The following is a 14407-nucleotide window of genomic DNA, read 5'->3' on the forward strand; positions in this document are numbered from 1 at the left end:
GAATATCGAATGCTTCAGAAACCACGGGGAACACGGGACTTTTTACCCGACGAGATGGAACGGCGGCGGCTGATCGAGCGGCGGATGCGGGAAGCGGCCCGCCGGTGGGGATACCGGGAGGTCTGCACGCCCGACTTCGAGAACCTTGAACTCTTCACGATGAAGTCCGGCGAAGGGATCATCGGGGAGATGTACGTCTTCGAGGACAAGGGCGGGAGGAAGATGACGCTCCGGCCGGAAGTGACCGCGGCGGTGCTCCGGATGTACGTCAACGAGGGGAAAGTCCTCCCGAAACCGATCCGCTGGTGCTACTACGCCGACTGCTTCCGCTACGAGCGCCCCCAGAAGGGCCGTTACCGCCAGTTCTGGCAGTTCGGCGTCGAACTGATCGGTGCGGACACACCATCCGCCGACGCCGAGGTGATCATGCTCGCCGACGATACCCTCCGGTCGACCGGCGTCACCTTCGACCTCCACGTCGGCCACCTCGCGCCGATGAAGCATCTCCTCGCCGACCTCGCGCCCGGCGACCAGCGGGCGATCATGGCGTATCTCGACAAACATGACCGGGAAGGGCTCGAGGCGGCGCTGGTCGAGAAGAACCTCACCCACCTTGCCGAACCTCTTGCGGCGCTCGGGGAGTGCCGCACCGTCTCCGAGGTCTTCGAGATCGCGGGCGATGTCCCCGAGCGCGCGCGGATCGAGGAGACGTTCGCGCTCCTCGACGCCCAGGAGATCGACTACCGGCCGGACTTCGGGATCGCCCGGGGGCTCGACTACTACACCGGGATGGTCTTTGAGGGGTTCGCGAAGAACCTCGGCGCGGAGAACCAGATCGTCGGCGGCGGCGCCTACCGGCTCGCCCACCTCTTCGGCGGCGACGACGTCGCATCCTGTGGGTTCGCCATCGGGTTTGACCGGGTCATGGTCTCGATCGGTGATTTCGCGCTGGAACAGGGGTCGGTTGTCGGCGTTGTCTGCACGCCTGATGCCCGCGCGCGGGCGCTCGAGGTCGCCCGGGCCTTCCGGGAGGCGGGGATCCGGGCCGAGGCCGACCTGATGGGGCGGGGGATGGGCGCCCAGCTCGCCCACGCCGCAAAAACCGCAGACTTCGCCGCGGTCCTCGGGAAGCGCGAGGTCGAGGCGGGGACGGTGACCCTCAAGAACCTCCACTCCGGCGAGCAGCAGGAGAGGAGCCTCGAAGAGGCCATCGCTGAGGTAGCGCGGCATGGTGCTTGCTGAAGACCTGGCGAAGCAGCAGCGAAGCATCAGCATCGCGGAGTTCTTCGAGAAGAACAAGCACCTTCTCGGCTTCGACTCCCCGACGCGGGGGATCATCACCACCATCAAAGAAGCGGTGGACAACGCGCTGGACGCCTGCGAGGAGTCGGAGGTGCTCCCCGACATCTTCGTCGGCATCAAGAGGGTCGACGCCGAGGTCTACCGGATAACGGTCGAGGACAACGGCCCCGGGATCGTGCCGGAGAACGTCCCCCTGGTCTTCGGAAAACTCCTCTACGGCTCCCGGTTCCACCAGATCCGGCAGAGCCGCGGGCAGCAGGGTATCGGGATCTCGGCGGCGGTGCTGTACGCGCAGCTCACCACCGGCATCCCGACCCGGGTCGTCTCGCGGACGGGGGCAAAGGCGAGCGCGCACCGGTTCGATCTGATGATAAAGACCGAGACGAACGAACCGGAGATCGTCAGCCACGAGGAGATCGACTGGGACCGGACGCACGGGACCCGGATCGAGATCCAGTTCAAGAGCACCCTCGCCGCGAAGAAGCGGCTGGTGGACTACCTCCGCCTGACGGCGATCGTCAACCCGCACGCCCGGATAACGGCCGATATCGACGGCGAGGTGACTGTTTTCGAGCGGGTCTCGGGCGAGGTCCCGCCGTGCCCGAAACCCGTCCTCCCCCACCCGCACGGGATCGAGTTCGGCGCGTTAAAGCGGATCGCGGCGGCGAGCACCGGGACCGTCGAGGAGTTCCTCGTCGGCAGTTTCTCCCGGGTCGGGAAGAAGACCGCGGACGAGATGATCGCGCTTGCCAAACTCAAACCCTCACGGAAGGTGAACAAACTCGATGCCGACGAGTTGAAGAAACTCCTCGAAGCGATGCAGGCCGTGAAGGTCCCGGCCCCGCCGGCGCAGCAGTGCCTCTCCCCCATCGGGGAGGACCTGATCTGCCGGGGGCTTGAGAAGGAGATCCAGCTCGACTTCGTCAAGGCCCGCACCCGGCCGAGCGCGGTCTACGGCGGGCACTCGTTCATCATCGAGGCGGCGATCGGCTACGGCGGCAAGGTTCCCCCCGAAGGCACCGCCCAGCTCTTCCGGTTCGCAAACCGCGTCCCCCTCCTCTACCAGCAGGGCGCCTGCGCGATCACGAACTGTGTCTCGCAGGTGAACTGGAAGGGTTACGGCCTCTCGCAGCAGGGCCTTCCCATGGGGCCGATGCTCGTCATGGTCCACGTGGCGTCCACGAACGTCCCCTTCACGAGCGAGAGCAAGGACGCGGTCGCGTCCATCCCGGAGATCGAGCGCGAGATCGTCCTCGTCCTCCAGGAACTCGGCCGGGAACTCAAGACCTACCTTTACCGCCGGGACAAAACGAAGCAGCAGGACAACCGCGCCCGGGCGATATGCTCGATCATCCCCGACATCGCCGCAAAGGTGAGCGAGATCGTGGAACTCCCGCTCGTCGACACCTCCCCGATCGAGGGCAAGATCATGCGCAAGGTCGTCGCGAAGAAGCGGACGGTCAACGGAAAGGTCCACATCAACGTGAACAACTACACGGCAAAGGAAGTCCCCCTTGTCCTCTACAACCTCTCCCGGGATGAGGCCGCGGACGCGGTGCCCCGGCCGGACTTCGTCGACAATATGGACGGGGAGTACAACAAGGTCTGGCGGCGCACCCTCGGCGCCGGCGACGCCTGGCAGATCGTCTACACGGGATCGGGCGACGGGTCGCTCGACCTGCGCGGCGTGGAGGATAACGTGAAAGTGGTGGTGGATCTCGATGTCTAGGGAAGAGATGGATGCGCTCGCAAAGGAACGGCTCGTCGGTATCGCCCGTGGATGGTACGACCAGATGCGGGACGGCGTCGTGCCCTATATCCGGCTGCCGACGCGGACGAAACGAAATCTCGCCTACGACGACGAAGGCGAGGTCTGGAAATACGGCGAGAAGGAGAGCACCCGGGCGGCGACGAACGAGAAAGGGGCGGTCCATCTCCTGAAGATGGCCTATCTCATCGGGTTCTTGAAGCAGCAGCTCGTGGAGAACCGGTCGTCGACCTTGAGAGAACTGTATTACATCTCCGAAGGGTGGAAGAAGGCGAAGTTCACCGCCCAGGACGAGAGCAACCTCCTCATCGAGGATCTCGAGATCATCACCGACGTCCAGCGAGAGGCGTTCCACCTCCGGCCGGAGGAGGACGGCGCCTCGCTCTTCGGGCCGTTGCGGATACGGGAGAACACCCGCCGCGGCGCAAAAGAGATGCACTGCCAGGATGACGTCGGGGAGGCGGGCTACCCCATCCCGAACAACGTCGACAGCCTTGAGTTCATCGACCACGACGCGAAGTTCGTCATCGCCATCGAGACCGGCGGTATGTACGCCCGTCTGATGGAGAACGGGTTCGACGAGGAGTACGGGGCGATCCTGGTCCACCTCAAGGGGCAGCCGGCACGCTCCACGCGCCGGGTCTTACGGCGTCTCAACGACTCGCTCAACCTTCCCGTGGTCGTCTTCACCGACGGCGACCCCTGGTCCTACCGGATCTACGCGAGCGTCGCCTACGGCTCGATCAAGAGCGCCCACATGTCGGATATCCTGGCGACCCCCCAGGCGCAGTTCATCGGGGTGCAGCCCTCCGACATCTCCGACTACAACCTCCCCGCCGACCACCTCACGGAGCAGGACATCAACGCACTGAAAGCAGAGTTGACAGACCCCAGGTTTGCAACCGACTACTGGCGCACCCAGATCAACCTGCAGCTCGATATGAAGCTGAAGTCGGAACAGCAGGCGTTCGCGAGCCGGGGGCTCGACTTCGTGACGAAGGAGTATCTCCCGAAAAGGCTCTCGGAGATGGGGATTATCTGAGACCGCTTCCGAGGTGGCGCAGGGCCGCCCCGGTCGTCTCCCGGCCCTGGGGCGTGCGCTTTATGAACCCGATCTGGATCAGGTAGGGCTCGTAGACCTCTTCGATGGTCCGCACCTCCTCGCCGACCGAGATGGCGATCGTCCTGACGCCCACCGGCCCGCCGCCGAAATCGTCCGCGATGACCGAGAGGATCCGCCGGTCGAGGTCGTCGAGGCCCAGGTGGTCGATGCCGAGCATCGTCAGGGCGCGGTCGGCCGTCTCGGCGTCGATACGCCCGTCCCCCCTGACCGTGGCGAAGTCCCGCACCCGGCGGAGCAGCCGGTTTGCGATCCTGGGTGTCCCGCGGCTCCGTTTTGCTATCTCATCCGCTCCCTCGGGGGTGATCGGGATCTGCATGATCCCGGCGCTCCGCTCCACGATCTTCGCGAGATCGGGAACTTCGTAGAGGTTGAGGCGGAAGATGAACCCGAACCGGTCGCGGAGAGGGGAGCCGAGCAGCCCGACCTTCGTCGTGGCGCCGATGAGGGTGAACTCCTCCAGCGGGAGCTGGACCGACCGTGCACCCGGCCCTTCGCCGATCATGACGTCGATACAGGAGTCCTCCATCGCCGGGTAGAGGATCTCCTCGACCACCGGGTTGAGGCGATGGATCTCGTCGATGAAGAGGACGTCGCCGTGGGCAAGGGCGGTCAGCTGGGCGGCGAGGTCGCCGGGCCGCTCCAGCACCGGCCCGGTGGTGCTCCTGATCCCGGCTCCCATCTCGCGCGCGATAATCTGGGCGAGCGTCGTCTTCCCGAGGCCCGGTGGGCCGGAGAAGAGGACGTGGTCGAGAGACTCGCCGCGTTGTTTTGCGGCGGCGATGGCGATGGCAAGAGCCTCCTTGATCTGCGGCTGGCCCACGAACTCGTCGAGGCGCGCCGGCCTGATCGCCGCGTCATCGGGTTCGCCACAGAGAGGCGAGGGCGAGGGGATGCGTTCGTTCATGATCGGCGCTCCCGGAGGTATGCAAGAGCAGCGCGGATCAGGCTCTGCACGTTCGCATCAGGGAGACCCGGGAGGACGGCATCAACCGCCTCCCCTGCTTCCTGGGGTGAGAACCCGAGCGATATGAGGGCGCTCGCGGCGTCACAGGCCTCGTTCGGGCGCCTGCCGGCGGCGAGGATATCCGCATGCTTCTTCATCTTCTCCTTCAACTCAAGGATCAGGCGCCCTGCACCTTTCTTCCCGATCCCCGGGATCCGGGTGAGCGTCTTCTCGTCACCGTCGAGGATTGCAACGGCAAAGTCCTCGAACGCTATCCCGGAGAGGATGTTCATGGCGGTCTGGGGACCGATGCCGGAGACCCCGATCAGGATCGTGAAGAGTTCCCGTTCGCGCTGGTGGAGAAAGCCGAAGAGTCGGATGTCGTCGTCGCGGACCACCATATGGGTGTGGACCGTGACGCGGCCCTGCGCCTCCCTGAGGGTCTCCAGCGCCGGCCCGGTCACCTGCACCTGGTAGCCGACGCCGCCGATATCGATCACCACCCACCGGTCGCCGGTGGATATCACGTCTCCTGAGAGTTGGGCTATCATCGTAGTTGCACCATATTGATGTGGCAGAGGGCGATGGCGAGGCCGTCGGCGGCATCGTCGGGCCGGGGCACCTCCTCCAGCCTGAGGAGCCGGCGCATCATCTCCTGCATCTGATGTTTATCGGCACGCCCCGACCCGGTGACCGCCTGTTTGACCTGGTTGGGGGTATACTCGGCAACCGGGACCCCGTGCTGTGCCGCGGCGAGGAGGAGGACGCCGCGTGCCTCGCTGACCTGCATCGCCGAGGTGGTGTTCCTGGAGAAGAAGAGCCGCTCCACGGCGACCCACCCGGGATCGTATTCGTCGAAGAGATCGGAGATCCTCGTGTGGATCTCAAGCAACCGCTCCTCGTGGATGCGGTCGGAGCCGGTCTCTATGCAGCCGTAGGTCAGCGGCACCGGAGACCTGCCGCCGGTGCTGAGGACACCGTAGCCGGTTCTTGCGAGCCCTGGGTCGATGCCGATGACGATCATGGGTAAATCCGGTTTCTGTTCACTAAGGTATCGGTTCTCCTGGTTGATACCTTTTGTCGGCAGAGTTATCGATCGGAGAGGTATTTTTTCAGTGCCGTCACCTTGTTCCGGATCGACGATCGTTCAATGCCAAAGAAAAAGCTGATTTCCCTTGCAATGGGAGAACCGCCCTTTCCCGGCCGGATCAGATCTGCATTCTGGCAGGCCGCGTATACGATCGCCGCCCCCCAGAAGGGTGCATCTCCCCGTACGAGCGGTGTTGCCGGGTGGTCGTGGAGTTTCTCGATGGTCTCCCGGCAATGATCAAGGATGGCGCCATTCTCGAACCTATCGCAGAATACTTCACACAGGGTGAAGATCGTGGTAGTGCGCAGCTCGTTGACATCTAACACCAGCGGTTCATTCCTGATCTGGTTGGAGATCTCTTTCCAGATCTCTTCATTATCCGGGTCTATTCCGGTCAGCCTTGTGATCTCTCTCATCGCGAAGTTGAGGAATGCATCGAGATCATCTATGTCAATGGAGGAGTGGCGCTCCGAGCGGCCGACAATCCTCCGCAGTTCATACTACCAGAGGCGTACACATAGGTTCCAGAGAGTGGTCACAACTCATCCAGCCATTCAGCGATCGAGACGATGTGAACTGTCCGACCGTCGACGGTTGTCTCCGCTGACTCCGACGCAGTGACGACCGTCCCCTCATCAAGGCCATGTGCATCCATCGCCTCGACAAGCCCCCGTATCTCCCGGTGCCTCGTAACGTCATCCTGCAGGGACTGCGTCACCTGGATGGCCAGGACGATCGTCCGGCCAGACCTTACCAGGAAGTCGCACTCGTAGCGGTCCCGGTGGTAGAAGATATCGCCATATTTCTTCATCAGGGCAATAAAGACAATGTTTTCCAGGAGTCTCCCACGATTTTCGGAGAATGCAAATGCAACGGCATTTATAAGGCCGGGATCCACGAAATAAATCTTTTTAGGGTTTGCAACCTGTTTTTTTGCGGAATAATCAAATTTCATCAGGGGATACAGGAGGAACGCATTCTCGGCGTACTCGATGTACTCTCTCACGGTATCCGGTGCGATGTTGAGGGTCCTGGCAATCTGGTTGTACGAGGTGGCGTTCCCGGCATTTGATATAAGATAATAGAGCAGGTCTACAATCTCGCTGTTCTTCCTCAAACTGTTCGGATAGATGATATCCTTGAGATAGATCGTTTCATAGTAGTTTTTGAGTATCTGTATCTTCAGGTCACTGTCCTTTTCGAGGACCACACGGGGGAAACCACCGTATTTCAGGTAGGTCTCAAAATGATGCCTCTTCTCGATGATTGTTGGGTTCAGAATACCCTGAAACCGAAGAAACTCAGGGAAAGAGAGTGGGTACACATAGCAGGAAAAACACCTGCCCGATAGGAGGCGGCTACTCTCCTGCCTGAGCAGCGAGGATGTGGAGCCGGTCAGGATACATTTGACCCCGCTCGTTGTGTCATAGAGAGTCTTGATGGTGGGCACCCAGGCGGGATAGTGCTGAACCTCGTCGATACAGAGATAGAGCCGTTCAAGTTCGGGGTGGCGGGCGAGATGGTCCTCGACGATGCGACGGATCAGCCAGGGATCGTCTGCCATCGAGAGGAGGAGAGGTTCGTCCATGGTGATGAAGAGGATGGCCCTGCCGGGCACACCCCTTCTGAGAAGGGAACTGATGATCTGGTACACCAGCGTCGACTTCCCTGTCCTGCGTGCACCGACAAGGAGGAGCACCTCAGGTGCATCAAGATACTGTTTCAGGAGAGGAAAGAATGAAAGTCGTTCAACGCCGATTTCAAACTCTTTTCCAAACCACCAGGGGTTCTGGCTCTCGAGTGCGATCTGCAGCCTCTCGTCCATCTATCGATCATACTCGATGATCATCGATAAAAGTGTCGATTATGATCTACGATATCCCCACGTTCCGGAAAACGCGTCAGGTGGACTCTTCCGCGTAGATCAGCCGATCTCGACTTCTTGATCACATGCAGACCGTGGCCGCCTCGCCAGAGTCGTACCGGACCTCCCGCCCCGCCCCTTCAACCCCACAAGTTAAAGCGCACAGTCATGACAGTCCTGCGCTCCGCACACCCGGTTCTCGATTTTCCACCGGAGCGCCCATCGCTTGATATCCTTGATCACCTCGACGAGCCCGAGCCCGCTTGCCGTGAGGGTGTACTCGCTCCTGACGGGGACGGTTTCGGCATCCACGTGCTTCTCGACGAGGCCTTCCTCCTCGAGTTCCTTCAGTCGGGCCGAGAGGACCTTCGCCGTGATCCCCGGGAGCCGCTCCTTTATCTCGGTGAACCGGAGGGTGTAACCCTCTCCCTTGTAGAGTTCGAGGATGATCAGGAGCATCCACTTCTTTCCGAGGTACTTGACAGTCTGATTGACCGTGCAGACGCTCTGCATGGTATAATTAGAGAAACCTTCTCCTCCTTATACTTTAGTATCTAACAGAAACTTTGTATCAAAAAGATATCATGGAGTGAGTACGTATGTTCTGCAACCAGTGTGAAGAAACGGCAAAGGGTCATGGCTGCACCGTGCGCGGTGTCTGCGGCAAGGAGGGAGAGACCGCCGGGCTTCAGGACGTCCTGATCTACACCCTCAAGGGGCTCTCGGTACGGAACCTCGCGGCGATGAAGAAGGGCGGCGGGAACCCCGAAGCCGGAAGGTTCGTCGCGGGATGCCTCTTTACGACCCTGACCAACGTGAACTTCGATCCCGCCCGCCTCCGGGACATGATCGATGAGGCAGCGCGTATCCGCGATGCCCTCCCGCCCGCCGGGAGCACGGAGCCCGACGCCTGCACCTGGGCGCCGAAGAGCCCGGCCGCGATCGCGGCAAAGGCACAAACTATCGTCGCCGCCCGCGAAAGCGTGGATGCCGACCTGCAGTCGCTTCGCGAGCTCCTCATCTACGGGCTCAAAGGGCTCGGGGCCTACTACCACCACGCCGCCATCCTCGGCTACGAGGATGACGGGATCACGACCTTCATGCAGGAAGCCCTCGCCGCCACGCTGCAGGGTCTCTCCATCGAGGATATGGTCGGCTACGTCCTCGCGTGCGGCGAGGTCGGCGTAAAAGTCCTTGCCCTCCTCGATACCGCAAACACCGCCTCCTACGGAACGCCGGCGATCACGACCGTCGGCACCGCGGCGGGCACGCGGCCGGGCATCCTCGTCACCGGCCACGACCTCAAGGACCTCGCCGACCTCCTCGAACAGACCCGCGGATCGGGCGTGGACATCTACACCCACGGCGAGATGCTCCCCGCGCACGCCTACCCGGGCCTTGCTAAGTACGACCACCTCGTCGGCAACTACGGCGGCTCCTGGCCGTTCCAGCGGGAGGAGTTCGAGCGGTTCAACGGCCCGGTCCTGGTCACGACGAACTGCCTCGTCCCCCCGAAGGACTCCTACCGCGACCGGGTCTACACCACCGGGCTCGTCGGATTTGCGGGACTCAAGCACATCGACGCCTCGCCGGACGGGAAGAAGGACTTCTCGGCCCTGGTCGAGCACGCGAAGCGCTGCGAACCCCCGGCGGACCTCTCCCGCGGCGACCTGGTTACGGGATGCGCCCACGCCCCGGTCCTCGCGATAGCCGATACGGTCGTCGGCGCGGTGAAGTCCGGCGCCGTCAAGCGGTTCCTCGTGATGGCGGGCTGCGACGGCCGGTACAGCGGGCGGGACTACTACACCCGGTTCGCGAAGGCCCTCCCGGCGGACACCATCATCCTCACCGCCGGGTGCGCGAAGTACCGCTACAACAGCCTCGGGCTCGGTGATATCGGCGGCATCCCCCGCGTCCTCGATGCCGGCCAGTGCAACGATTGCTACTCGCTCGTGGTCATCGCCCAGGCCCTCGCTGAGGCGTTCGGCGTCGGGATCAACGACCTCCCGATCTCCTACAACATCGCCTGGTACGAGCAGAAGGCGGTGCTCGTCCTTCTTGCCCTCCTCTCGCTCGGCGTCAAGGAGATCACCCTCGGCCCCCGCCTCCCGGGCTTTGTCTCGCCCGGCGTTCTCGCGGTTCTCGTCGAGAACTTCGGGATCAAGGGAATCGCGACGGTCGAGGAGGACCTCGAACGGATGGTGCCGGGGAACTGAATACCTTTTTTTTGAGGAGAATGGGTTTTACAGGTTTTTTCAGTGCATAGGAATCTGACCCGGAATATACTTATCTACACTCCCAATTTGATCCCGACACCCCTGGTAGCGATATCCGGTGCCCCCGGGCGAAAAATGCCCTCCGGATATGGGGAGCATCCGCCCGAACAGACTCCCTCTTTGACTTCAGATCATTACGCAACGCTCAGGTTCCACACAACGTATCCTGCGTTAGTTTCGATTTCTTATTCTTCCTCCAGTCTCTTCAGCCACTCCTGGAGCACAGGTATGTCGGACTGCACTGTCTCCCAGACGATCTCGATACTGACGCCAAAATAGTGGTGGATGAGTTTGTCCCGCATACCCGCGATGAACCGCCATGGGATCTCCGGGTACCGCTCCGTAAATCGGGGTGGGAGATTTTTGACTGCTTCCCCGAGGATCTCCAGATTCCTTATAACTGCATCCTGCGTCCTGATGTCATCGATGAACTCGCTGTATGTCGTCTTTGAAGTGTACTGCAGGATGCGCTCGACAGCCTCATCAATATCACTGCAGAGAAGGCGGATCTCCGACCGTTCAGGCATAAGCGACCTCGGCAGCCACCCGCTCCCGTATGATGGGTTTCAGGGCATCGGGTGTCACTAGATCGACGGGGGCGGCGAGATTTAGTGAAAGAAACTCTTCAAGTTCGAGGAAGGCGAAGAACCCGATCGGCCGGGAGAACTCGACGAGGATGTCGATATCGCTCGCCTCGGTCTGCTCGCCACGGGCGACCGAGCCGAAGATGCCGATCCGGCTGACCGAGAACCGTGCGGCGATCTCTCCTTTGAGGCGCTGCAGGGTTGCAAATATCTCTTCCCGGGACTGCATAGATACTGGTGTTTTGTCAGGGAACGTTAATAGTTGCTTCGGCCCGAGGGTTGCGAGAAACCGGTCGTCCTGGTCATCATCCGGCCAGATGGAGGATGGAATGCCATGATGCGGCCCTCTTCACGTAATCCGGGTGAGCCGGAAGAGCAGTTTCAGGTAACATTCTGCGAGAGCATGATCGCGGGTATTCTGGGTCCAGATCCTCAGTCGGGTCACGGCAACGAGCGCACCCGCTATCAACCCGATGATCTGCCGGGTAGATGAGACCGGGCTCGCAGGCTCAAACACCGGGGCAGGGACCGTCGATTTCAGGCGCTCCCTCATGCCTTTCACCCAAAGGAAATGGGCAACCAGCACTCGATGAATCTTCTTCAGAGCCCTGGCAGCAATCGTCACCCGAACTCCGCGAGCGCCACCACCGGCACCCCCTCGAGGTCGTCGAAGACCACCGGGTAGACCCGCAGGGTCCAGGGCTCTTCGAGCAGCCGGCCGTAGGAGAGGTCCACGTCCTCGAGGATGAAGATATGCGGGGACTCGCAGAGGAACCCGCGGTGGGCCTCCGCACCCTCCTCCAGTTCTGCCGGGACGGCGATGGAGATGGTGTCGATCCCAAACAGCCTGAGGGCGGGGTTCTCCGCGCGGAGGAAGCCCGGGACCTCGTGGTGCACCCAGGGGTGCTCCCTCGCGTAGGCGTCCGGGTCGCTCCCCCGGCTCCGGCCGCTCCCGGTCCGGATGAAGAGCGCGCGCGACGTCCGGATTGCGTCGAGGTGTTCGAGAAGGTCGTAGATCCGGATCGGTTCCGCCCCGGTCTTCGGGATCGCGATGCACCGCGCGGGCTCGAATACCGCCTCCGGGGCAAGGAGACCCTGGACCGAGCCGCCGCCGGGGCAGAAGTGCCGGGGGAGGTCGATATGCGTCCCGGCGTGGCTTGATACGGTGATCAGGCTTTTCTCCTCCGCGTCGCCCTTCTCAAAGGACTTTGTGCGGGTGATCGCGAGCGGCTCCGTGCCGGGGTAGAGCGGCGCTCTCCGGTTCAGGGGGTACGAGATCGGGATGAGCATATACTCCCCCGTAGGTACTCCCGGAGTTCATGAAGGTTCTCCACGATCCCCTCCACCCCCGGCCGGCCGACAAACCGGTTCGGGTCGCCGGGCGGGATCCTCGCGACGAACCGGACGCCGGTCGCGCGGGCTGCGTCCCAGTCGTTCGGGGCGTCGCCGACGAAGAGGGCCTCGTCGGGCGAGGCGCCGGTCTCAGCGAGGATCTCCCGGATGCACTCGACCTTCGTCTTCGGCGAGCCGTAGACCCGGACGAAGTACTTCGTGAGCTCGCGGCGGCGGGCGATCTCCTGCATCTCGCCCTCCGGGGTCGCGGAGACGATGTAGAGCGGGAGCGCGCGCGAGCAGTCCCTGAGGAGTTCTTCCGCGCCACGGACGTATGGCACGGTGAGCATGGCGTCGATGATCAGGTCGACGTACTCGCTCGCGAGCCGCTCCTCTGTCTCAGGGGTGAGCGGTTCGTGGAGGATGTTTGCGTAGATGTGGCGGAACTTGTCGTAGCGGGACATCCCGCCGTTATCGAGGTGGAAGGCGATGATTGCGTCGAGGTGCCCGGGGGGCGCGAAGGAGAAGATCTTTTTGAACGCTACGGTCTTCAGGGGGAGGGATTCGACGATGACGCCGTCGAAGTCGAGGATGAGGGTGGCGAGTTTAATGCTTGAAATTGTATCCTCAGCATTCATATCTTAAACCCCGTTTGACTCACTACAAACTTTTCTTAATCAATTTCAGAGGGAATTAATCGTTTTATAATCAGCAATACACTGCGATTTAACGATCAGAATCCCACCATATGGATCTTAAGGCCAACGGACTGTATTAAAGATATACTTTAAACACATAAACGCGTACGATTTTATTTCAGATGTGGAGCAATCAACGATTGTGCAAAGCAATGCCAGTATGCCCCGTCGTCGCCGCTGCCTTTCTCACCCTTCCGTACCTTATAATTATCTTCTATCCAGGCTAATAAATTCGGATTTTCAGGAAGAATGGATTGTCTGCCGCGGTGTATTTCAAGTTCAATTCGTCGAATACCGTTTAGATCTTTAGGGCATATCGTCCACTCCGCCCCTTCACAATCACACTTCAAGAAATCACAGCCACCGATTTCCCGCAGGTCGTGAAGAGTCATGGTTTTTATAGTTTTCTTCCGGTCTCCGTACGTTACAGTGATCGGATCACCGCAGCCCAAACCTGCATCTATTACAGTAATTCTGTCCCCAAGATTGTTTAATACGATGTTTTTTTGCAGTTCGTCAGCATATAATGGTTCAACTGCATAAACGTGCCGGGCAACCATTGCCGCCGGGATAGTAAAGCCCCCAATGCACGCACCAATATCAATAACAATGTCTGTCGGTCTAATGTCAGACATATCAATTTCTTTACTGATATGCAAAGCATTGTTAATCATCGATGAAGGATGAAACATTGCTCCAGATTTTGTTACAACTGCCCCTAAATCATGACGATCGACAATTAGCATTGATTCGTCTTTATATCGCATATTTATAAAGTCCTGAAATGATTTCGCTCGTATAAAATCTCGCATAATCGTCTTAATATCGATCACAGCTTCTTCTCTCCTCGAGTAATCTGATTAAACCCAGAAATAGTTGAATACTCACCTTAATAAATACAGTCTAGTCAGTTCCCTTTTCGTGATAATGATAAGATAGAGGAGACATAACTCCTTTTCCGACCTGTCGTCATGTGACCGCAAGATCTAGTTTCAAACGTCAGGTGAAGATGTGATAGTTTTCTCTAGGCATCATTCATTGAAAACTTCGGTAGTGCGCTAAATTATAACTGAAAAAATATGTTAAAAACTCCCGTCAGGTTCAGACCGGATCCATAATACCCTCCCGCATCGCTGGCGTCGCGCCCCCTTTGCGTCTATGAAGTTGCTCACAAACTGAAACATGTCCAGCACCTAGGTATGTGCCACGATTGTCTTTGAAAGCGACGCTGTTTTTCTCATGAATCGGCTGAGCCGTTAACGAATCTTATCGCTATACCCTTCAACAAGAGACGTTGAGAGGTAGCGTAACGAAAGTTCTGTAAAATTGAATTGGCCCTGGATCCAACCTAGATTTGGACAAAGGAGAAACAGGGCCATGGATCCCTTAGCGTTAATCGAAGATTATCTTTCCGATCAGGAGAACGG

Annotated in this window: 16 protein-coding genes; 4 read left to right on the forward strand and 12 right to left on the reverse strand. The window is 60.1% G+C overall.

What is annotated here, in order from left to right:
• Window positions 1-9 precede the first annotated feature (9 nt).
• Genes hisS through FKB36_RS07965 form a run of 3 tightly spaced genes read left to right on the forward strand, consistent with a single transcriptional unit; the run spans window position 10 to window position 4112 of the window.
• On the forward strand, window positions 10-1242 hold the full coding sequence (hisS, locus tag FKB36_RS07955) for a histidine--tRNA ligase (RefSeq protein WP_261597526.1): 1233 nt from the start codon (window positions 10-12) through the stop codon (window positions 1240-1242).
• Window positions 1229-3031: a DNA topoisomerase VI subunit B gene (locus tag FKB36_RS07960; RefSeq protein ID WP_261597527.1), complete on the forward strand. Its 1803-nt coding sequence runs from the start codon at window positions 1229-1231 to the stop codon at window positions 3029-3031. Before hisS ends, FKB36_RS07960 begins: the two co-directional genes overlap by 14 nt.
• On the forward strand, window positions 3024-4112 hold the full coding sequence (locus FKB36_RS07965; RefSeq protein WP_261597528.1) for a DNA topoisomerase IV subunit A: 1089 nt from the start codon (window positions 3024-3026) through the stop codon (window positions 4110-4112). Before FKB36_RS07960 ends, FKB36_RS07965 begins: the two co-directional genes overlap by 8 nt.
• On the opposite strand, the gene ruvB is transcribed toward FKB36_RS07965, so the two are convergent.
• The 6 genes from ruvB to FKB36_RS07995 all read right to left on the reverse strand — a co-directional run bounded on the left by ruvB (window position 4105) and on the right by FKB36_RS07995 (window position 8603).
• Window positions 4105-5097 carry a Holliday junction branch migration DNA helicase RuvB gene (ruvB, locus tag FKB36_RS07970; protein ID WP_261597529.1) on the reverse strand — a complete coding sequence of 331 codons (993 nt, stop codon included), beginning with the start codon at window positions 5095-5097 and terminating at the stop codon, window positions 4105-4107. The genes FKB36_RS07965 and ruvB overlap by 8 nt on opposite strands.
• Window positions 5094-5687: a Holliday junction branch migration protein RuvA gene (gene ruvA, locus FKB36_RS07975; RefSeq protein ID WP_261597530.1), complete on the reverse strand. Its 594-nt coding sequence runs from the start codon at window positions 5685-5687 to the stop codon at window positions 5094-5096. The genes ruvB and ruvA overlap by 4 nt, the downstream gene beginning before the upstream one ends.
• Window positions 5684-6160: a crossover junction endodeoxyribonuclease RuvC gene (gene ruvC, locus FKB36_RS07980; protein WP_261597531.1), complete on the reverse strand. Its 477-nt coding sequence runs from the start codon at window positions 6158-6160 to the stop codon at window positions 5684-5686. The genes ruvA and ruvC overlap by 4 nt, the downstream gene beginning before the upstream one ends.
• A gap of 65 nt (window positions 6161-6225) precedes the next feature.
• Complete coding sequence (locus FKB36_RS07985; RefSeq protein ID WP_261597532.1) at window positions 6226-6642, reverse strand: DUF6398 domain-containing protein; 417 nt, start codon at window positions 6640-6642, stop codon at window positions 6226-6228.
• Between the two features lie 119 nt (window positions 6643-6761).
• Window positions 6762-8051: an ATP-binding protein gene (locus tag FKB36_RS07990; RefSeq protein WP_261597533.1), complete on the reverse strand. Its 1290-nt coding sequence runs from the start codon at window positions 8049-8051 to the stop codon at window positions 6762-6764.
• A gap of 192 nt (window positions 8052-8243) precedes the next feature.
• Entirely contained in the window at window positions 8244-8603 is a 360-nt protein-coding gene (locus tag FKB36_RS07995; RefSeq protein WP_261597534.1) for a winged helix-turn-helix transcriptional regulator, read from the reverse strand.
• Window positions 8604-8689: 86 nt separating this feature from the next.
• Between FKB36_RS07995 and hcp the strand changes: the two genes are divergently transcribed.
• Window positions 8690-10306, forward strand: a complete 1617-nt coding sequence (gene hcp / locus FKB36_RS08000; RefSeq protein ID WP_261597535.1) for a hydroxylamine reductase — start codon at window positions 8690-8692, stop codon at window positions 10304-10306.
• A 245-nt stretch (window positions 10307-10551) separates the two neighbouring features.
• On the opposite strand, the gene FKB36_RS08005 is transcribed toward hcp, so the two are convergent.
• The 6 genes from FKB36_RS08005 to FKB36_RS08030 form a co-directional block, all read right to left on the reverse strand.
• Window positions 10552-10893: a HepT-like ribonuclease domain-containing protein gene (locus tag FKB36_RS08005; protein WP_261597536.1), complete on the reverse strand. Its 342-nt coding sequence runs from the start codon at window positions 10891-10893 to the stop codon at window positions 10552-10554.
• Window positions 10886-11179, reverse strand: a complete 294-nt coding sequence (locus FKB36_RS08010; protein WP_261597537.1) for a nucleotidyltransferase family protein — start codon at window positions 11177-11179, stop codon at window positions 10886-10888. Before FKB36_RS08010 ends, FKB36_RS08005 begins: the two co-directional genes overlap by 8 nt.
• 120 nt (window positions 11180-11299) lie before the next feature.
• Window positions 11300-11512 carry a hypothetical protein gene (locus FKB36_RS08015; RefSeq protein WP_261597538.1) on the reverse strand — a complete coding sequence of 71 codons (213 nt, stop codon included), beginning with the start codon at window positions 11510-11512 and terminating at the stop codon, window positions 11300-11302.
• A gap of 59 nt (window positions 11513-11571) precedes the next feature.
• Window positions 11572-12240 carry a cyclase family protein gene (locus tag FKB36_RS08020; protein ID WP_261597539.1) on the reverse strand — a complete coding sequence of 223 codons (669 nt, stop codon included), beginning with the start codon at window positions 12238-12240 and terminating at the stop codon, window positions 11572-11574.
• Window positions 12213-12920: an HAD family hydrolase gene (locus tag FKB36_RS08025; RefSeq protein WP_261597540.1), complete on the reverse strand. Its 708-nt coding sequence runs from the start codon at window positions 12918-12920 to the stop codon at window positions 12213-12215. Before FKB36_RS08025 ends, FKB36_RS08020 begins: the two co-directional genes overlap by 28 nt.
• A 173-nt stretch (window positions 12921-13093) precedes the next feature.
• Window positions 13094-13813 carry an FkbM family methyltransferase gene (locus tag FKB36_RS08030; RefSeq protein WP_261597541.1) on the reverse strand — a complete coding sequence of 240 codons (720 nt, stop codon included), beginning with the start codon at window positions 13811-13813 and terminating at the stop codon, window positions 13094-13096.
• Window positions 13814-14407: the final 594 nt, after the last annotated feature.

Origin of the sequence: Methanoculleus formosensis (assembly GCF_025384765.1) — an archaeon.
Taxonomy (GTDB): Archaea; Halobacteriota; Methanomicrobia; order Methanomicrobiales; family Methanoculleaceae; genus Methanoculleus; species Methanoculleus formosensis.